Annotated in this window: 15 protein-coding genes; 7 read left to right on the top strand and 8 right to left on the bottom strand. The window is 56.9% G+C overall.

Going from position 1 to position 18,656, the window contains the following annotated elements; genetic code table 11:
• The first annotated feature begins 47 nt into the window (after positions 1-47).
• Positions 48-461, top strand: a complete 414-nt coding sequence (locus FA91_RS09310) for a hypothetical protein (RefSeq protein WP_034914937.1) — start codon at positions 48-50, stop codon at positions 459-461.
• Here FA91_RS09310 and FA91_RS09305 read toward each other — a convergent pair.
• Positions 458-1,840, bottom strand: coding sequence for an amino acid permease (locus FA91_RS09305; RefSeq protein WP_034919174.1), 1,383 nt, complete (start codon positions 1,838-1,840; stop codon positions 458-460). The two genes, FA91_RS09310 and FA91_RS09305, sit on opposite strands and share 4 nt — an antisense overlap.
• A 221-nt stretch (positions 1,841-2,061) precedes the next feature.
• On the bottom strand, positions 2,062-3,015 hold the full coding sequence (gene ydgH / locus FA91_RS09300; protein WP_034914934.1) for a DUF1471 family protein YdgH: 954 nt from the start codon (positions 3,013-3,015) through the stop codon (positions 2,062-2,064).
• Positions 3,016-3,518: 503 nt separating this feature from the next.
• Between ydgH and pntA the strand changes: the two genes are divergently transcribed.
• Positions 3,519-5,048 (top strand): Re/Si-specific NAD(P)(+) transhydrogenase subunit alpha, encoded by a 1,530-nt coding sequence (gene pntA / locus FA91_RS09295; protein ID WP_034914932.1) that lies wholly within the window; start codon positions 3,519-3,521, stop codon positions 5,046-5,048.
• 10 nt (positions 5,049-5,058) lie between these two features.
• A complete protein-coding gene (pntB, locus tag FA91_RS09290; RefSeq protein WP_034914928.1) occupies positions 5,059-6,447 on the top strand; it encodes a Re/Si-specific NAD(P)(+) transhydrogenase subunit beta in 1,389 nt (462 codons plus the stop codon).
• A gap of 49 nt (positions 6,448-6,496) precedes the next feature.
• Here the strand turns inward: pntB and uspE are convergent, their stop codons facing one another.
• From uspE to dalD, 5 genes are all read right to left on the bottom strand, one after another.
• Positions 6,497-7,447: a universal stress protein UspE gene (uspE, locus tag FA91_RS09285; protein ID WP_034914927.1), complete on the bottom strand. Its 951-nt coding sequence runs from the start codon at positions 7,445-7,447 to the stop codon at positions 6,497-6,499.
• Between the two features lie 167 nt (positions 7,448-7,614).
• On the bottom strand, positions 7,615-8,370 hold the full coding sequence (locus FA91_RS09280; protein WP_034914923.1) for an FNR family transcription factor: 756 nt from the start codon (positions 8,368-8,370) through the stop codon (positions 7,615-7,617).
• Positions 8,371-8,521: 151 nt separating this feature from the next.
• Positions 8,522-9,814: an MFS transporter gene (locus FA91_RS09275; RefSeq protein ID WP_034914920.1), complete on the bottom strand. Its 1,293-nt coding sequence runs from the start codon at positions 9,812-9,814 to the stop codon at positions 8,522-8,524.
• 54 nt (positions 9,815-9,868) lie between these two features.
• Positions 9,869-11,338 (bottom strand): xylulokinase, encoded by a 1,470-nt coding sequence (xylB, locus tag FA91_RS09270; RefSeq protein WP_034914917.1) that lies wholly within the window; start codon positions 11,336-11,338, stop codon positions 9,869-9,871.
• Positions 11,339-11,348: 10 nt separating this feature from the next.
• A complete protein-coding gene (gene dalD / locus FA91_RS09265) occupies positions 11,349-12,743 on the bottom strand; it encodes a D-arabinitol 4-dehydrogenase (RefSeq protein WP_034914916.1) in 1,395 nt (464 codons plus the stop codon).
• Positions 12,744-12,916: 173 nt separating this feature from the next.
• Here dalD and FA91_RS09260 point away from each other — a divergent pair, with 173 nt between their 5' ends.
• A complete protein-coding gene (locus FA91_RS09260; protein WP_034914914.1) occupies positions 12,917-13,867 on the top strand; it encodes a sugar-binding transcriptional regulator in 951 nt (316 codons plus the stop codon).
• Between the two features lie 73 nt (positions 13,868-13,940).
• Positions 13,941-14,510, top strand: a complete 570-nt coding sequence (gene smrA / locus FA91_RS09255; protein ID WP_034914912.1) for a DNA endonuclease SmrA — start codon at positions 13,941-13,943, stop codon at positions 14,508-14,510.
• Here the strand turns inward: smrA and FA91_RS09250 are convergent.
• Positions 14,507-15,430 (bottom strand): LysR substrate-binding domain-containing protein, encoded by a 924-nt coding sequence (locus FA91_RS09250; protein ID WP_034919171.1) that lies wholly within the window; start codon positions 15,428-15,430, stop codon positions 14,507-14,509. The genes smrA and FA91_RS09250 overlap by 4 nt on opposite strands.
• A 258-nt stretch (positions 15,431-15,688) precedes the next feature.
• Here FA91_RS09250 and FA91_RS09245 point away from each other — a divergent pair, with 258 nt between their 5' ends.
• Together FA91_RS09245 and FA91_RS09240 are read left to right on the top strand one after the other, a co-directional pair.
• A complete protein-coding gene (locus tag FA91_RS09245; protein ID WP_034914909.1) occupies positions 15,689-17,038 on the top strand; it encodes a VOC family protein in 1,350 nt (449 codons plus the stop codon).
• 87 nt (positions 17,039-17,125) lie between these two features.
• Entirely contained in the window at positions 17,126-18,652 is a 1,527-nt protein-coding gene (locus tag FA91_RS09240) for a carboxylesterase/lipase family protein (protein WP_034919168.1), read from the top strand.
• Positions 18,653-18,656 lie beyond the last annotated feature (4 nt).

The following is an 18,656-nucleotide window of genomic DNA, read 5'->3' as shown; positions in this document are numbered from 1 at the left end:
TGTTTCGGCAACTAAGGGAAATATTTAACGAACAGGGGAGCAAAAGCGTGTCTGACAAAAAGCTGACCGCTGCACCAGTAAGTGAAGCAATCTGCCTGAATTACACTGATTTTCTTGCGGCTTCCTGCAAAAAACGCTGGAGTTTTGTCGATGCTATTTATGGCGTAATACCCGTTTTCGGCATGGTAACCCGTAGCGCTCCCGACCTGCCACGTTCGCCTGCGGAGCGGCTGAAAGCGTTAGCGCTGCAAATCATTTCAACGCAGCTCAGTGACGAAACCAATATCGTCAGACTGATAACGCTGGCGGCACAGCAGCACGTTGAACAGTTCGATATTTTGCTGCCTTATCCCTTGTCGGAACCTCAGCTTGAGGCCATCCGCGAAGAGTACGTGAAGCCGCTGAAGCTTGAACAACAAAACGAGCGGCTACGCGTACAGGTCGCCGCTTTTTCTCATTAGCGCACCAGCACCCAAAGCGCTGGTACGGCGCCTGCCATTAACGCCACCATGGCGATTTTTTCCGCAACGTTCAGCCTGACATCTTTTCGCTCACCGCGCCGCGCATACAAAAACAGCAAAATACCCGGCGCGTAAAGCACCACGGAGAGCAACAGATGCAGCGGGCCGGACGCATACAGCAACCATAAGCCATAGGCGCTGGCTCCCGTTGCCACCGCCTTCACCGCCGGTTTTTTTGCTACTTTCAGCAGATAAGCGCCCACCAGAAAATAGGGTACGAGGATCATTTCAGAAGCAATATTGAGCAGGGTGTTGTAATCCGAATTGGTCAGCCAGATGAGAACCAGACACACCTGAACGCTGCCATTGGTCAGCCAGAGCGAGGCAGCGGGCGCCCCGCGGGCGTTTTGCTTCGCCAGCGCACGCGGAAATGTGCCCAGTTGCGCAGCCAGCAACGGCACTTCCGCAGCCATAATCGTCCAGCTCAGATAGGCGCCACATACCGAAACGATAAGCCCCAGCGCAATAACCACATCGCCCCATGAACCGATCAACCGGGTCATCAGACCTGCCATAGAGGGATTGCGCATTTCGGCCAGCGCTGCGCGCGGCACAATGCCCAGAGAGAGCAGGGTAACCAGCAGGTAAACGCACAGTGCCGCGATCACCGCCAGCAGCGTGGCGCGCCCGACATCTTTTTTATTGCGCGCGCGAGCAGAAACCACAACCGCGCCTTCCACGCCGATAAAAACCCACAGCGTGATGAGCATTGTATCTTTCACCTGTTGCCAGACCGGCGTGCCCAACTGGATGCCTGAAAAATCGAACCTGAACCGATCAAGGTTGAAGGCGGCAATCGCCAGCACGACAAACAGACCGAGCGGCAGAAGTTTGCCCAGCGTGGCAACTAAATTGATGCTGGCCGCCGTCTGAACGCCGCGTAGCACCAGCCAGTGAACCAGCCACAGCAGCAGGGAAGCGCCAACCATTGCCTGCCAGGTATTACCATCGCCAAACACCACGTGCCCAGGCGAATCGGTAAAAAAGCTCAGGGCGGAAAACACAATAACCAGATAAGAGACGTTGGCGATCACGGCACAGAGCCAGTATCCCCAGGCGGAGCAGAAACCGGTCAGCTCACCAAACCCTGCGCGGGCGTAGGTGAAAATGCCGCCGTCGAGGTCGGGTTTGATACGCGTCAGCAACATCAGCGCCAGTGAGAGCAATACGATCCCCACGCCGGTTATCGCCCAGCCAATCAGCAAAGCGGCCGGGCCTGCAACGGCTGCCATATTTTGCGGCAGGCTGAACACGCCCGCGCCAAGCATTGAACTGAGAACCAGCGCGGTCAGCGCGGTAAGACCAAGTTTTTTATCCAAAATGGCTTCCAGAAACAGAATAAACAACCAGCTTCAACACGTTAAAAGGCTGCTGATGCGTAAATGAGCGGAAATGAGTCATCAGATCCTCTGAACAGGCTGGCGATTCTACGAGGCGTGATACCGGGATGCAATGCAATGAGGGTGAGTTTTGCGTGTTTATGCAGTTTTAATGCGGAAACTATGCAGGAGCGGCGGCGCGCAGGCCGCCACTCCGGGACTTACTTGAACAGATCGGCAGAGACGGTAAGGTTGCCGCCGCTCTGATTCGACCACTGACGCGTCACGTGATAATACTTCGCGCCTTTCGCAATGGCGGCGCGGCCAACGGCTTCAGACACTTCCGTTGGCGAACCGAAGTGGCCGGTAAAGGTCACGCTGTCGAAAGGCTGCATCTGAGCCGCCGTCACCGCGCTCACTTCCTGCACGCTCTTGCCGTTCGGCGTTTTCACCGTATAACGTTCGCCGGACGATGACTGCGTTTCATAGAAACGGCCCACTTTATTGCTTGGCGTTTCGGAGGAGGCAACGCCAGGGATCTGCACTTTCGCCGCCGCCGCGCCGCCGGTGGCCAGCGCGGCTTTACCCGCCTGTGAATCGGCAGGGATCAGGTCTGGCGACTGCGTTTTACGCTCTGGCGCATCAGATTTATAGATGTAGGCAGTGATGTACTGATTACCGCCGCCGTTGGCGTCAAACTGGCGAATAATGAAAAAGGAGGCCGCATCCTTTTTCTTTGCGGCTTTGGTAATGGCTTCGTTGACGTCCGGCTGGCTGCGGTAAAAGCCGCTTATCGAAACGGTGTCGTAAGGCTCAAGCTTGTAGGCTTCTTCCTTAGTCAGCTCGCGCACGCCATTAATGACGCGATCGCGATTTTTAGTCGATACCGTTGGCGCATCCGCATGATACAAGTCGGCCACCACGCGCCAGTTGCCGCCGTTACCATTGATGTCGTTAATATTCTGAATGTAGTAATAAGCCGCACCTGCCTCGTCCGCACGTTTCGATACGGCGCTGCTTGCTTCATTGATCGCATTAAACCGGCCGGAAACCGCAATGCGGTCAAACGGTTTCAGCGATGCTGCTTTTTCGGGCGCCAGCTCCTGTGCCGCAAAGGCGGAGAGTGATGTGAGTGATAACAGGGCTGATGCCAGAAGGGTGTTCTTCAGCTTCATAAAAATAATCCTTCGCCTTACGCCAAAATGAGTAATAAACGTGCCGGACTCTTGATGTGTAACAGATTAGTAGCGGGATATTACATGTAATAATGAGTTCTGTCTCAGCCATTTTGAGCGATATGTGCAGGGGAGCCGGTGCGGCAAAAGCGTAAATTGCTGCTTGCTGCTATCCACAATGCTGCTTCGCTTTTTAAACAGTGAATTCGATAAGTCCTATCGTTTAAAACGTTAATCCATTGTTAAATAATGATTTTGGGCATGTATTTTTTTGAAACGTTGTTTTAAGGTACAGCAGGATATGCGTGCTGAACGGTAAAATTCAGTCGAAAAATAGCGCATTTGCTACTTGCCTTCGAAGTTTTATATGAAATGTTGTGAAACGCTCGGGCTGCGGGTAGATCGCAAGACACAATTTCAGTAGGTTATAAACAGTTTGATACAGACCGGACGGCCTCTGCCGTTCACGAGAACGCCGTTAAATTCTGGTGAAAGGGAAAAACATGTTAATTGGAATTACAAAAGAACGGTTGCTCAACGAAGCGCGTGTCGCCGCCACGCCTAAAACCGTTGAGCAACTGATCGCACTGGGCTTTACCGTGGCGGTGGAGAGCGGAGCGGGCGCGCTGGCAAGCTTTGATGATGCCGCCTACAGGGCCGCAGGCGCCACGCTGACCGACAGCGTCAACGTCTGGCAATCCGATATCGTACTGAAGGTGAATGCGCCTGATGACGCCGAGATTGCGCTCACCCGTGAAGGCAGCACGCTGGTGAGCTTTATCTGGCCCGCGCAGAATCCTGAACTGCTGGAAAAACTCGCGGCGCGTAAGGTCACCGTGATGTCAATGGACGCGGTGCCGCGTATCTCGCGCGCGCAGTCGCTTGATGCGCTCAGCTCAATGGCGAATATTGCAGGCTATCGCGCGATCGTTGAAGCTGCGCACGAGTTTGGCCGCTTCTTTACCGGACAGATTACCGCCGCCGGTAAAGTGCCGCCGGCAAAAGTGCTGGTGATCGGCGCCGGCGTGGCTGGCCTTGCCGCCGTGGGCGCCGCAGGCAGCCTCGGGGCGATCGTTCGTGCATTTGACACCCGTCCTGAAGTAAAAGAGCAGGTGAAAAGCATGGGCGCCGAGTTCCTTGAGCTCGACTTTGAAGAGGAAGCGGGCAGCGGCGACGGCTACGCAAAGGTGATGTCCGAAGCCTTTATCAAGGCGGAGATGGAACTGTTCGCCGCGCAGGCGAAAGAGGTGGATATTATTGTCACCACCGCGCTGATCCCCGGTCGCCCGGCGCCGAAGCTCATTACCGCAGAGATGGTGGCGGCAATGAAGCCGGGCAGTGTGATTGTCGATCTGGCGGCGCAAACCGGCGGTAACTGCGAGCTCACCGTTGCCGATCGCGTTACCACTACCGACAACGGCGTTAAGATCATTGGCTATACCGATCTGCCGAGCCGTTTGCCAACGCAGTCCTCCCAGCTTTATGGCACCAACCTGGTGAATCTGCTCAAGCTGCTGTGCAAAGAGAAAAATGGTGAAATCACCATTGATTTCGACGACGTGGTGATCCGCGGCGTTACCGTGATCCGCGACGGCGAGGTGACCTGGCCCGCACCGCCGATTCAGGTTTCCGCTGCGCCAAAAGCCGCGCCGGCGGCGGCAAAAGTGGAGAAGGTTGAGGCCAAACCTGCGTCGCCGATGCGTAAATATGCGCTGTTCGCGCTGGCCATCATTCTGTTTGGCTGGTTTGCCAGTGTTGCGCCTGCGTCGTTCCTTTCCCATTTCACCGTTTTCGCGCTGTCCTGCGTGGTGGGTTACTACGTGGTATGGAACGTCAGCCATGCGCTGCATACGCCGCTGATGTCGGTTACCAATGCCATTTCCGGCATTATTGTGGTTGGCGCAGTGTTGCAGATTGGCCACGGCGGGTGGGTGAGCTTCCTGTCATTTATCGCGGTGCTGATTGCCAGCATTAATATTTTCGGTGGTTTCACCGTGACTCAGCGTATGCTGAAAATGTTCCGTAAGAACTAAGGGATAAGCAATGTCTGGCGGATTAGTAACAGCAGCATATATTGTTGCGGCAATTCTCTTCATTTGCAGCCTGGCCGGGCTGTCAAAACATGAAACCTCTAAACAGGGTAACCTGTTCGGCATCAGCGGTATGGCGATTGCGCTGCTGGCGACCATTTTTGGCCCTGAAACCGGTCACGTTGCCTGGATTCTGCTGGCGATGGTCATTGGCGGCGCGATTGGCATGCACCTGGCGAAAAAAGTTGAAATGACCGAAATGCCGGAGCTGGTGGCAATCCTGCACAGCTTTGTCGGCCTGGCAGCGGTGTTGGTCGGTTTTAACAGCTACCTCGATCACGGTCCGGGTCTGGATGCGGTACTGGAAAATATCCATCTGAGCGAAGTGTTCATTGGTATCTTTATTGGCGCGGTGACCTTCACCGGTTCGCTGGTGGCGTTTGGTAAACTGCGCGGGAAAATCTCCTCGCGTCCGCTGATGCTGCCGCATCGCCACAAGCTGAATCTGCTGGCGCTGGTGGTTTCCTTCTGTCTGCTGATCATTTTTGTGCGTACCGACAGCGCAGGGCTTCAGGGCTTCGCACTGTTTGTGATGACGCTGATTGCGCTGGCGTTCGGCTGGCATCTGGTTGCCTCCATCGGCGGTGCGGATATGCCGGTGGTGGTGTCAATGCTTAACTCCTACTCAGGTTGGGCGGCAGCGGCAGCGGGCTTTATGCTCAGTAACGATCTGCTGATCGTCACCGGTGCGCTGGTCGGTTCCTCCGGCGCCATCCTCTCTTACATCATGTGTAAAGCGATGAACCGCTCGTTTATCAGCGTGATTGCTGGCGGATTCGGCACCGACAGCGCGGTATCCAGCGAGGGTGAAGAGGTCGGCGAACATCGGGAAATCGACGCCCAGGGCACCGCAGAGCTGCTGAAAAATTCCAGTTCGGTGATCATCACACCAGGCTATGGCATGGCGGTTGCTCAGGCACAGTATCCGGTCGCCGAAATCACCGAGAAACTGCGTGCGATGGGCATTAAGGTGCGTTTCGGCATTCATCCCGTGGCCGGACGTCTGCCGGGGCATATGAACGTTCTGCTGGCTGAAGCGCGCGTGCCGTACGATATTGTGCTGGAAATGGACGAAATCAACGACGACTTCAGCGATACCGATACGGTGCTGGTCATTGGCGCGAACGATACGGTGAACCCGGCCGCACAGGACGATCCGCACAGCCCAATTGCAGGGATGCCGGTGCTGGAAGTGTGGAAAGCGCAGAATGTCGTGGTGTTTAAGCGTTCAATGAATACCGGTTACGCTGGCGTGCAAAACCCGCTTTTCTTTAAAGAGAACACTCAGATGCTGTTCGGCGATGCGAAAGCGACCGTCGACGCCATTCTGAAAGCGTTATAACAAAAAGCCGGGGAAACCCGGCTTTTTTATCCATTATGTTCTCCGCCGACTAGTCGTCTTCGTCATTGTCCAGCGCAATCGGTGAGACAAAGCCATCCGGCTTGATTGCCAGCAGGTCGCAGCGCAGATGATCGATAACCTGCTCAGCAGTATTCCCTAAAAACGCAGCTGACAGGCCGGTCCGGCCAATAGTGCCCAGTACCACCACGCCTGCATCCAGGTGCTCGGCAAGACCCGGGATGACTTCTTCCGGCAAACCTTTATCAACGTGCGTATATTTCTCATCAATGCTGAACTTCTGGCGCAGCGCTTTCATCGCCAACAGATGTTGCCCGCGAATAGCGTCGTTATACACGCTGGGATCGAAGTCCGGCAGTTCTATCGCAATATTGATCGGCGTGACAGGGTACGCGCCCACAAGATGCACTTCCGTATTATTAACCATCTCAGCCAGTTCAATGGTTTCTTTCACCAGCTTTGTGTTAAGCGGATCGTGATGCGGCTCTTCGCTCGCCAGGTTGACCGCCACCACCGCTCTACCGCCTTCCGGCCAGGGCTGGTCTTTAACCATCCACACCGGGCAGGGGCACTTACGCAGCAGATGCCAGTCGGTCGGCGTAAAGACCACCGCCTGAAGTTTGTCCTGCTGATGCGCCATCTTCAGCACCAGATCGTAACCGCCGTGCAAAACTTCCTGGATGATGGCTTCGAAAGGTCGATTGTGCCAGACAACTTTGATATCAATGCTCACACCCGCACTCAGATAGGCCTGCGCCTGCTCGCGGATCCATTCGGTTCGCTGGCTGACCACGCCTTTACGCATAGTGGTGCGTTCATCCGGTGAAAGCAGCGTGGTCATTTCGTAAGAGAAGTCGTAGATCGGCAGAAACGCAGTGATCCGGCCGCCCAGACGCTGATTGAGATAAACAGCACGACGTAGCGCGGGTTGATCGTCCTGCTGTGGGTCGATGGCCACCAGAACGTTTTGATACTTAGCCATAAGTAAAGTCTCCATGCACTGAGCGTATTGCATAAAGATAGCCCAATCATGGCCGGGTAAGAAGTAAAAAAGACGTAGCGGGATCAATATTATAACAATATTGTCGAAGGGTGATTGCCTGGCGAAAAAAGGAGAAGCCGGGCTGTTTATCAGCCCGGAAACAATCCTCAGGCCACGGCGTGGCTTTGACCGGCGAGCTGCGAAAGCAGCTCGTGATTTTCAATGGTGATGTATTTACCTTTAACGGCCAGCATACCGCTCTTCTGGAAGCGGCCCAGCAGACGACTGATCGTTTCCACCGTCAGCCCCAGGTAATTACCAATGTCGCCACGCGTCATGGTGAGACGAAACTCGCGTTGGGAAAAACCGCGCTGGCCGAAACGACGTGAAAGGCCATAGATAAAGGCAGCCAGCCGCTCTTCCGCGTTCTTTTTTGACAGCAGCAGGATCATTTCCTGGTCACCTTTGATTTCGCCGCTCATCAAACGCATCATCTGCTGACGCAGGCTGGGCATCTTACCGGAAAGGTCATCAAGCGTTTCAAAAGGAATTTCGCAGACCATTGCCGTTTCCAGCGCCTGAGAAAAACTCGGATGCTCCCCGGCGCTGATAGCGTCAAAACCCACCAGATCGCCCGCCAGGTGAAAGCCGGTGATCTGCTCGTCGCCCTGTTCGGTAATGGTATAACTTTTGATGGTGCCGGAACGGATTGCGTACAGAGACTTCAGCTCATCACCTGCTTTGAACAGCGTCTGGCCTTTCTGAATCGGCTTTTTGCGCTCGATAATATTATCGAGTTGATCGAGCTCATGTTCATTCAGGGTGAATGGAATACAGAGCTGGCTGATGCTGCAATCCTGACAGTGGATTGCACAACCGCCAGACTGAATGCGTCTACTGATAATACGCTTTTCCGGGATCATAAATTATGCTCGACTGTATTATTGACCAGGGTCAATTTTAACATTTATTGGCCACTAAAGGGAACGGGTCGGAGGTTGTTTATCCGCATAAAAAAAGGGATGCCGTTTTTAAAACAGCATCCCTTAATAAAAATCAAGTGGTTAGAGAAAATTAGGATTTATGCTCAGTGGCGACGCTGTTGCGGTAGCGGCTGGTTTCCTGCGAAGCAGAGACGCGTGCAGGCTGATCGACTTTAATGATCATGGTCAGAATACCGGCAAAAAGGTAAAGACCGGTATACGTCCACACCACACCGACAATATCAAAGAAGGGAAGCACCAGTGATGCAATCGCCGGGGCGAGAAAGTTGCTGAGCCCTGCCGACAGGTTATAAATCGAAATCGCCGCGCCCTTATGTTTTGGCTCCAGTACCGGGAAAACGGCGGTCATTGGCACGAAAGCGGCCACGGTAATGCCCAGCATCACCGCCGGGATCATCGCCACCCAGTAGTTATGACCGAAGGTAACGGGCAGATAGTAAAACGCCAGGCTCGACAGCGCGCAGCCCAGGCAGCCAAACCAGCGCACCTGACGGATCCAGCCGATATATTCACCCAGCACGCCCCACATCACGTTGGTGAAAATGGTGACGAAGAAGAATACCGCCCATATTTGCAGCCATTCCGACATGCTGAAGCCCAGCCGTCCGACGAACAGCATCGGCATGACCACCGCAAAACCAAACAGTGAGAGGGTATTGATAATGCGGATCAGACAGGCCAGAAAAATATTGCGGTTAGTGAAGAGAATGGTCACCGCCCGCGACAGCTCGGTGATTTTCTCACGCGTTGAAAGATGGGCTTTTTCGCTTTCGCCGCCCACCTTACGCAGCATAAACATCGCCATCAGACCGCCCGCAGTCACCCAGGCAATCGCAAACCACAGCGTACCGGTTTCACCAATCCACGGAATGGTAAAACTTGGCAGGTAGCTGCCCACGCAGCCGATGCCGATTGAATACATCGCCCAGAACCAGCCCATGGCGGAAGAGAGCTGATGTTTAGGTACATTCTGCACTACCAGCATCACGAAAGAGTAGATAAACAGCGGATAAGCCAGGCCACGAATACCGTAAAACAGCAGCATCAGCGGATAGTTACGCAGGCCCAGTCCCAGCGTCATAAACAGAATATGCATGATCACCCATAGCACAAAACCGATGCGCATCGCGCGCTGCGGGGTGATGATTTCCGCCACCACGCCAGAGCTCCACGCCGCCAGCGCGGCGGCGGCGCCATACAGCGTAAAGACCAGCGCGGACTGCGCCGGGGTGAAGCCCAGATCGGTAATGTGTTTGGAAAGAAACGCCATCTCAAACCCATCGCCGCTCATAAAAATGGCGATGGCGATATAGCCCCAGATCAGCGAGAGCGGGAGTCCGAACCAGTTTTTTGCTGATGTCATGTTAGTACCTCAGATGCGTGCAGGGCCCGGACGGACATGGCGTCCGGGTCAGGATTAGAAACCGAGTGCGCGAGCCTCGCGCTGCTGCTGATAAAGCAGCCGGAAATAGTCGAGCCGCTTCTCTAAAACCGCATGCCGTCCGGCATCCGGCAGGTAACGTTTCAGTTCGGCGGGCTTGCGGCAGACCTGCGCCTCATCACCGCCATCCGCCAGCCAGCCAAGCCGCGCCGCGCCCAGTGCGCCGCCCGCTTCGCCGCCTTTATGCGTCACCACCGGCAGATTGAGCACGTCGGCCATCAGCTGCGCCCACCACGGGCTGCGTGCGCCGCCGCCAATCAGCGAACAGGCGGTCAGCGCCGTGCCCGCTTCGTTTAATACCTTCAGTCCATCAGCGATACCGAACGTCACGCCCTCCAGCACCGCATAGGCCAGCGCAGCGCGCTGCGTGCCGTGCGTCAGCCCGTGGAAAGATCCCGTTGCCTGCGGATCGTTATGCGGCGTGCGTTCGCCGGACAGATAAGGAAGGAACAGCGGAGCGCTCTGCTGCTCGGCGCTGCTCAGCGTCGCCACTTCCGAGAGGAGCGTGGTTTCCGACGCGCCGAGCAGGTCACACAGCCAGCGCAGACCGCTGGCGGCGGTGAGCATTACGCTCATCTGATGCCAGCGGTCGGGAAGGGCGTGACAAAATGCATGAACCGCCGAGGCCGGGTTCGGGCGGAAGCGATCGTTCACCGCAAACAGCACCCCGGAGGTGCCGAGAGAGATAAAAGCATCGCCCGGATTCACCGCGCCAATGCCTACCGCGCTGGCGGCATTATCGCCACCGCCGCCCGCCACGATCACCTCTTCGCTCAGCCCCCACTGGCGCGCCAGCTCAACCTTCAACATTCCGCCCGGCGCAGAGCCTTCAACCAGCCGCGGCATATGATCGCGGCTCAATCCGCAGGCTGCGAGCAGGCTGTCTGACCAGTCGCGCTTCGCCACATCCAGCCAGAGCGTCCCGGCCGCATCAGACATATCGCTGATTTTCTCACCGGTCATTTTCCAGCGCAGATAGTCTTTCGGCAGCAGCACGCTGGCGGTCTGTTCAAATATTTCAGGTTCATGGCGCGCCACCCACATCAGCTTGGGTGCCGTAAATCCCGGCATCGCCAGATTGCCCGCGACGCTGTGGAGCATTGGCGCCAGCGTGGTCAGTTCGGCGCACTCTGCCGCGCTACGGGTATCGTTCCACAGAATACACGGGCGCAGAACGCGGTTATCTTTATCCAGCAGCACCGCGCCGTGCATCTGACCCGACAGGCCAATGGCGCGGATTTCTCCCCAGCGGTTGCCGACCTTCGTCCGTAGTTCGCTGATGGCCTGCTGCGTTGCCTGCCACCACTGCGCCGGATCCTGTTCCGACCAGTGCGGATGCGGGCGCTGCACGCTGAGTTTTGCCCCGGCGCTGGCCACCATCTCGCCTTCGCCGTCAATCACCAGCACTTTAATTTCCGAGGTGCCTGCATCAATTCCGAGATACATAGTGTGCTCCTTATTCGCCGACGGGCTGCGGCTGTTTTACCCACTCAGCCAGCCCGGCAACGGTCTCTTTCAACAGCGCGGCGAACTCAGCCCGCTGTGCCAGCGGGCCGAACAACGTTTCGTCGGCGGCAAAGCGCTCAAGCGCGTCGTCACGGTCTAATAATGCATGCAGCGCAGGCGCATCCAGCGCGCCATCCTGATACTCATACGGCAGTTCGCCGCGGTGCCAGCGTTGTAAAAACAGGAAGAAGAGGGCGGGCAGCACGGCGGTCGCGCGCGGCGTTTCGCCACGGGCATAGCACTCAATCAGCGTTGGGGTAATAAAACCGGGGATCTTGGAGAGGCCATCGGCCGCCACCCGCTGGTTAGTGTCCTGAATCCAGGGATTGGCAAAACGCTCCAGCACCACATCGCGATACGCCTGCAAGTCGAGCGGGCTTGGCGTCAGCGACGGGATCACATCCTGCGTGACATATTCCCAGGCCATCTCTTTGATCGCCTGCGTCTGCGTACTTTCGTGAATATAAGACTGGCCCGTCAACGTGCCCGCCCAGGCAATGCAGCTGTGGCTGGCATTAAGAATGCGAATTTTTGCTTCTTCCCAGGGCAGCACGGAGTCAACCATTTCCACGCCAACCTTTTCCAGCGCAGGGCGCCCGGCGGCAAAGTCATCCTCAATCACCCACTGAATAAAGGCTTCGCCCATGATCGGCGCTTTATCATCAAAACCGGTTGCCTGTGCCACGCGCGGCGCAATATCGGCCGTTGGGCGCGGCGTGATACGATCGACCATGGTGTCAGGCGACGTGGTGTTCGCGGTCACCCACGCCAGCAGCGCTTCTTCTTTACGCAGGGTCAGGAACGTGAGAAAGCCCTGACGAAAGCGCTCGCCGTTATGGCGCAGGTTGTCACAGTTGAGAAGCGTCACGGGATTGCCATGTGCAGCCATTCGCGCCAGCAAAATGCGAGTCAGCGCGCCGTAAATGGTGCGCGCCTCGCCCTGAAGATCGGCACGGATATCGGCATGACGCGGATCAAGCTGGTGATCGTTGTCGAGATAGTAACCGCTTTCGGTCACGGTGAAAGCGATGACGCGGGTGGCTTCGTCGGCGCCCTGTTTGATCATGCCGTTCAGTTCGCGATCCCACGGCACCAGCGTTTTAATGGAGGTAATACGCTCATAAGCACGTTCGCCTTCAGGCGTAACGGTTTCCAGCGTATATTCACCGTTTTGTGCGCTGAGCGTGTCGAGCAGCGCGCAGGCGTCATCGCGAATATTGCTCAACGCAATCTGCCAGTCGGACTCACCCTGTTTGATCAGACGGTGCAGATACCAGGCCTGATGCGCGCGATGAAATGAACCTGCGCCAATATGCATCCAGACGGAAGGGACAGAAGCGGCCATAATACTCTCCTTATTTAAATGGGCATTTGCTCTTAACAAGAGCTTTTGCTTAATGCGTTATAGACTGGTGAACAAACGTCTGGCTGTCTGCGGGAGAGATCACAAATTTTGCTTTTGCCCGTTTGAAGGGCAAATATTCGGAGTAAGCTGAAAAAAAATGTCAGAGCACTATGATGAGTAAACACGATAAGAAGCTTGATCAGGCGGCACGCGCGGCCTGGATGTATTACATTGCAGGAGAAACGCAGCACGATATCGCCGATAAACTCGGTGTTTCACGTCAGGTAGCGCAGCGTCTGGTGGCGCTGGCCGCCGAGCAGGGGCTGGTCAGCGTGACCATTGCGCATCCGGTCGCCGACTGCATGACGCTGGCGCGACAGCTGCGAGAGCGGTTTGAACTGAAAGAGTGTCAGGTGGTGCCCTCATCGGGCGTGGAGTCCTCGGGTCTTCAACAGATGATCGCCGTTGCCGGTGCGGAGATCATGGCGCAAACGCTGAAGCTGGATACGCCGCAAATTGTCGCGGTGGGATCGGGGCGTACGCTGCGTGCCACCATTGAGGAACTGCCTGCTTTCGATCGTCCGCAGCACAGCTGCGTCTCGCTGATTGGCGCCATCGCCAGCGACGGTTCCTGTACCCGCTACGACGTGCCGCTGTGGATGGCGGAAAAAACCCAGGGGCGCTATTTTATTCTGCCTGCGCCGCTCTACGCCGACAGTGCCGAAGACCGCGATCTCTGGTGTAACCATCGCATTTATCGCACTGTTACAGAGAAAGCGGCGCAGGCGGACGTGATGTTTGTCGGCATCGGCCAGGTGGCGCCAGGCTGCCCGCTGAACGCGGACGGGTTTATCAGCGATGCGCAGGTGAGTCGACTGGAATCGCAGCGCGTGGCGGCGGAAATGCTCGGTCATTTTATTGGCGAAGACGGGCAGCGGGTTGCCAGCGAGCTGGATGAGCGGCTGACCAGCGTGCGCCTGACCGCGCATACCACGCGCCGCGTAATTGGCTTCGCTGGCGGGCGCGACAAACATCGTGCCATCTTGGCTGCGCTGAAAGGACGCTGGGTTTCCGGCCTGATCACTGATGAAGAGAGCGCGCGCTTCGCGCTGGCCAGCGCGTAAGCGCATCCGGGAGCAAATTTGCTAAACTAACCCGGCGCGGTCATCGATCGCGCTGAGTGAACCGGAGGGCCAGATGACAAATTCAGAAGACAAAGATCTCTTTCAGGCGGCAATGGAAGACGTGACGCCGCTCAGCACCCGCGCCGACACGCAGTGGTTGAAATCACCTTCCGTCAGAACGCGCCAGGCACCTTACGATGAAACGCAACTGGATAATCCGCTGCTCAGCGGTAACCTCACTCTCGTTCCGCTTGCCACGCCGCTGGAATACAAAGCAGAAGGCATTCAGCAGGGCGTGCTGGATAAATTGAGGCTGGGGAAATACAAGCAGGATGCCAGCCTGAATCTGCTGCGTCAGCCGGTGGAAGCCTGCCGCCGTACGCTGTACACCTTTATGCTTCAGGCGGAGCAACATAACTTCCGCAACCTGCTGATTATCCACGGAAAGGGAAGGGAAGATCGCTCACACGCGAATGTCGTACGCAGTTATCTCGATCGCTGGCTCCAGCAGTTTGAGCACGTGCAGGCCTTTTGCAGCGCGCAGCCGCAGCATGGCGGCAGCGGTGCCTGCTATGTTGCGTTGCGCAAAAGCGAACAGGCGCGGCTGGACAATCGCGAGCGCCATGCCAAGCGTAGCCGCTAGCCAGCGTGAGAACGGCGAATGGTGGTCATTAACACTTCTGCGCTGAGGCTGAGCGGCACGCCTGAGCGGGTCATGATCCCCACCGGCTCGCCCGGTTCGTGCGAGGCAATGGGCAGCGCAGCCAGCGAGGCGTGCAGCAGATCCTCTTTTATCGCGCCGGAAGGCACAAACCAGACATAGTTGTAACGCAGCGCCAGTTGTCGGGCGAGGGAAGTGGAGGACGTTTCTACCAGCGTGGCGGGCAGATGGCACCCCTGTTTTTCCAGCATGGCTTCAGCGATGCGGCGTGGCGCAGTGCCTTCAGGAGAGATAACCACCGGAAAGGCGAGCGCGTGGGAAAGCGTGACATTGTCACTTAATAGCGGATGGTCGGGCTTCACTACCAGCCGTAGCGACTCCAGAAACAGCAGTTCATAATTAAGCCCGTTCATCATTTCTGCTTCGGCCATCCGGCCAATACAAACGTCAAATTCGCCCGCTTTCAGGCCTGCAATCAGTACGTTGTTATGCAGCGTGGCGACCTGCACTATCGCCTGTGGCTGCTGTTGATGGAAGCGGTCGAGTATGGAAGGCAGCATGCCTAACGCCACCGTGGTCAGGACGCCGAGACGCAGCACGGCGGGATCGCCCTGTTCAGAAGCGCGCAGTGACTGGCCCGCGTGATTCAGCGCATCAAGGATCTTCACCGCATGGATCAGAAACTGCTCGCCCATGGTGGTCAGTTGTGCGCCAAGGCGCCCACGTTCAAAAAGTCGTGCGCCGGTTAGCGCTTCAAGTTCATTAAGCGTTTTAGAGAGAGCGGGCTGGCTGAGCGACAGGGTTTCCGCCGCGCGTCCCAGCGTTCCCTGTTGAGCGACGGCCACAAAGGTATGCAGATGGCGCAGGCGAATGCGCTGATTAAAAAGGTAATTTTTTTCCATAAGATAGCGTACGCAGGGCATGAACGGCCCGGCAAGCGATTGCCTCCAATTTTGTTAACCTTATTGCAAATAATAATTAACATTTGGTGCTTTTACCGTGTTATCCATCACTTTTTTGCGCCATTCATTCCCTCAACAATGTCTGTTACTTATGAAAACCGATGCGACGCGGCCGCGATCACACTTTATCGGTTTTTTTACTCACGTCGATGGCCTTTCCGTTACGCTAAAAACAATCCCGAATCAGGAGAGCGACCAATGGAAAACATCTGGATAGCCGCCGATGACCTGCGTGCGTCCTTCGCCAGCGCGATGTCAGCGATGTATCAGCAAGAGGTACCCCAATACGGAACGCTGTTGACGCTGGTTGAGCAGGTAAATAATGAGGTGCTGGAACGTGAACCCGCGTTAAAACAGCAGCTCGACGCCACCGATGAGCTACGTCGTCTGAGCGTTGAACGTCATGGCGCGATCCGCGTGGGCACCGCGGCGGAGCTGGCGATGCTGCGGCAAATTTTTGCCATCATGGGCATGCAGCCGGTCGGCTATTACGATCTTTCGCAGGCGGGCGTGCCGGTTCACTCTACGGCTTTTCGTCCGGTCGGGGATCGCGCACTGAAAAACAATCCGTTCCGCCTTTTTACCTCGCTGCTTCGGCTGGAGCTGATTGACGACGCCACGCTGCGCGCCAGGGCAGAGGCGATCCTTGCCGCCCGCGATATCTTTACGCCGCGCTGCCGCGAGCTGGTGAACCTGCATCAGCAGCAGGGCGGCTTCAATGCTGAGCAGGCGCAGGACTTCATTGCTGAAGCTCTGGAGACGTTTCGCTGGCATACTCAGACGCGCGTTGACAGCAACACCTATAACGCGCTGAGCCAGCAGCACCGGCTGATTGCTGATGTCGTTTGCTTTGCCGGCTGCCATATCAATCACCTCACGCCACGCACGCTGGATATCGACCGCGTACAGGCGCTGATGCCGCAGGTTGGCATCACGCCAAAAGCCATTATCGAAGGGCCGCCGCGCCGCAGGGTGCCGCTGCTGTTGCGTCAGACCAGCTTTAAGGCGCTGGAGGAACCGGTGCGTTTTACTGACAGGCTGGAAGGAACACACACCGCGCGCTTTGGCGAAATCGAACAGCGTGGCGCGGCTCTGACCGTCAAAGGGCGCCAGCTTTATGACGAACTGTTAACCAAAGCGGGTCTGAATAGTGACAATGTCACGCACCAGCAGCAGCTTGCCGCGGTGTTCAGCGCCTTTCCGGACGACGCGCGCACGCTGCGCACTCAGGGACTGGCCTGGTTTAGCTGGCAGGTAACGGAAAAAGGCCTGGCGCATCCTGACGCTTTTCATCCCGCCGCCGACCGGGAGAAGCTGATTGACGAAGGCTGCCTGATCGCCACGCCGATAGTGTATGAGGATTTCCTGCCGGTCAGCGCGGCGGGCATTTTTCAGTCAAATCTGGGCGGCGCAGAGCAGGCGCGCGCGCACGGTAATGCCAGCCAGCAGGCGTTTGAGGCAGCGCTGGGCAGCGCGGTAGTCAGTGAATTCAGCCTTTATCAGCAGAAGGAGCAGGAGAGTCTGCGCCGTTGCGGTCTGGCGCGCTGATTAAGTATTGTCTGCAAATCCGCTCTATGGGTAGACATTCCCGCCTCGCCTGGAATAATAGTTAGCAGGCTATTTATGGGCGAAAAAATGCAAAACGAACGTTTATTGCGGGTTGAGACGGCAGAGGGCGCCCTGGAAGGCGACTATGAGGAAGGTGTTTTCGTTTTCAGAGGCATCCCCTACGCGGCACCGCCCGTCGGGCCGCTGCGCTGGCAGCCGCCCAAACCGACAGAACCCTGGCACAGCGCGCGCGCCGCCACACGATGGGGCTGCGCCAGCTGGCAAAATCGCGAATTCTGCGAAGAAGCTGGCGGTGGCGATCCCGGCACGTTCAGCGAAGATTGCCTCTATCTGAATGTCTGGACGCCCGATCCCGAAACGTCGCGCCCGCTGCCGGTGATGGTCTGGCTGCATGGCGGCGGCTTTACACTGGGGGCGGGCGGGCTGCCGCTCTATTCAGGCCGTGCGCTGGCGGCGCGCGGCGCGGTGGTCGTGACGATCAATTATCGCCTCGGTCACCTCGGTTTTTTTGCGCATCCGGCGCTGGACGAGGAGTATACAGAGGGCGGCGTGGTCAATAATTTTGCGCTGCTCGATCAGATTGCCGCGCTGCAATGGGTGCAGCGCAATATTGCTGCGTTTGGCGGCAACAGATCGAACGTCACGCTGTTTGGCGAATCTGCTGGCGCGCGCAGCGTGCTGTCGTTGTTCTGTTCACCGCTCGCCAGCGGGCTTTTCCACAAAGGCATTGCGCAAAGCGCCTACGCGCTGCCGGACGTTACGCGTGAGGACGCCTTAAAAAAAGGCGTGGCGGTGGCCAGACGCCTCGGCCTCGAAAACGCAAGCGCAGCGCAGCTTCGCGCACTGCCTGCGGATGCTTTCTGGCCGCTTGAACCCGCGCTCTCTGTCGGGCCGACGGGCATCGCGGGCGACAGCGTTCTGCCGGAACCGATCCTCAGCGTTCTTCGCGGCGGACGGCAGCAGCCGCTGCCGCTGATGATCGGCAGCAACAGCGACGAGGCCAGCGTCCTGAGCTATTTTGGCGTTGACCCCGCACGTGTCATCACCCAGGTACGCAAGACACAACGTTTTGGCCTGCGGCTTAAGTTAATTCGTCTGCTGTATGACGGCGTCTACGATGACAGCGAACTTGGCCGCCAGGTCGCCAGAGACATGACATTTACCACAATGGGTTATGTCGCCGCGCGGGCGCAGCACCGCTGCGGCATGCCGGTCTGGCGCTACTGGTTTGATTATGTGGCAGAAAACGCCCGCGATCTTCAACCCGATGGCGCCTGGCACGGCAGCGAAATTGCTTACGTTTTCAACACGCTGGATAAGCTTCCCGCGCCAATGGCTGGCGGGCCTGTTACCGAAAGCGATCGCGCTTTCGCCCGTCAGATTAGCGAATACTGGCTTAACTTCGCCAGGGATGTTTCACCTTTTTCACATCAGTTAAACGGGGAGATTGCCTGGCCCGCCTGGCGTCCCTACGAGGACAGGGTGATGCGGTTTGGCGAAGGCAGTCAGCCGGTGCTGAAACTGGAAGATCGGTTTATGCGCCGCCGGACGCAGTTGTTTCGCCTGCTGATGGGGAGAATGGTGCGCCTGTAGGGCT

This window comes from Erwinia sp. 9145 (assembly GCF_000745075.1).
GTDB classification, from domain to species: Bacteria; Pseudomonadota; Gammaproteobacteria; order Enterobacterales; family Enterobacteriaceae; genus Erwinia; species Erwinia oleae.
This window is presented reverse-complemented; position numbering and strand designations above follow the sequence as displayed.

Bases quoted from the DNA above. Each gene is read 5' to 3' on its own strand.
- FA91_RS09240 (WP_034919168.1), top strand. From the start codon at position 17,126: ATGCAAAACGAACGTTTATTGCGGGTTGAGACGGCAGAGGGCGCCCTG.
- xylB (WP_034914917.1), bottom strand. From the start codon at position 11,338: ATGTATCTCGGAATTGATGCAGGCACCTCGGAAATTAAAGTGCTGGTG.
- pntB (WP_034914928.1), top strand. From the start codon at position 5,059: ATGTCTGGCGGATTAGTAACAGCAGCATATATTGTTGCGGCAATTCTC.
- ydgH (WP_034914934.1), bottom strand. From the start codon at position 3,015: ATGAAGCTGAAGAACACCCTTCTGGCATCAGCCCTGTTATCACTCACA.
- FA91_RS09250 (WP_034919171.1), bottom strand. From the start codon at position 15,430: ATGGAAAAAAATTACCTTTTTAATCAGCGCATTCGCCTGCGCCATCTG.
- FA91_RS09245 (WP_034914909.1), top strand. From the start codon at position 15,689: ATGGAAAACATCTGGATAGCCGCCGATGACCTGCGTGCGTCCTTCGCC.
- uspE (WP_034914927.1), bottom strand. From the start codon at position 7,447: ATGGCTAAGTATCAAAACGTTCTGGTGGCCATCGACCCACAGCAGGAC.
- FA91_RS09260 (WP_034914914.1), top strand. From the start codon at position 12,917: ATGAGTAAACACGATAAGAAGCTTGATCAGGCGGCACGCGCGGCCTGG.
- FA91_RS09275 (WP_034914920.1), bottom strand. From the start codon at position 9,814: ATGACATCAGCAAAAAACTGGTTCGGACTCCCGCTCTCGCTGATCTGG.
- pntA (WP_034914932.1), top strand. From the start codon at position 3,519: ATGTTAATTGGAATTACAAAAGAACGGTTGCTCAACGAAGCGCGTGTC.
- FA91_RS09280 (WP_034914923.1), bottom strand. From the start codon at position 8,370: ATGATCCCGGAAAAGCGTATTATCAGTAGACGCATTCAGTCTGGCGGT.
- smrA (WP_034914912.1), top strand. From the start codon at position 13,941: ATGACAAATTCAGAAGACAAAGATCTCTTTCAGGCGGCAATGGAAGAC.
- dalD (WP_034914916.1), bottom strand. From the start codon at position 12,743: ATGGCCGCTTCTGTCCCTTCCGTCTGGATGCATATTGGCGCAGGTTCA.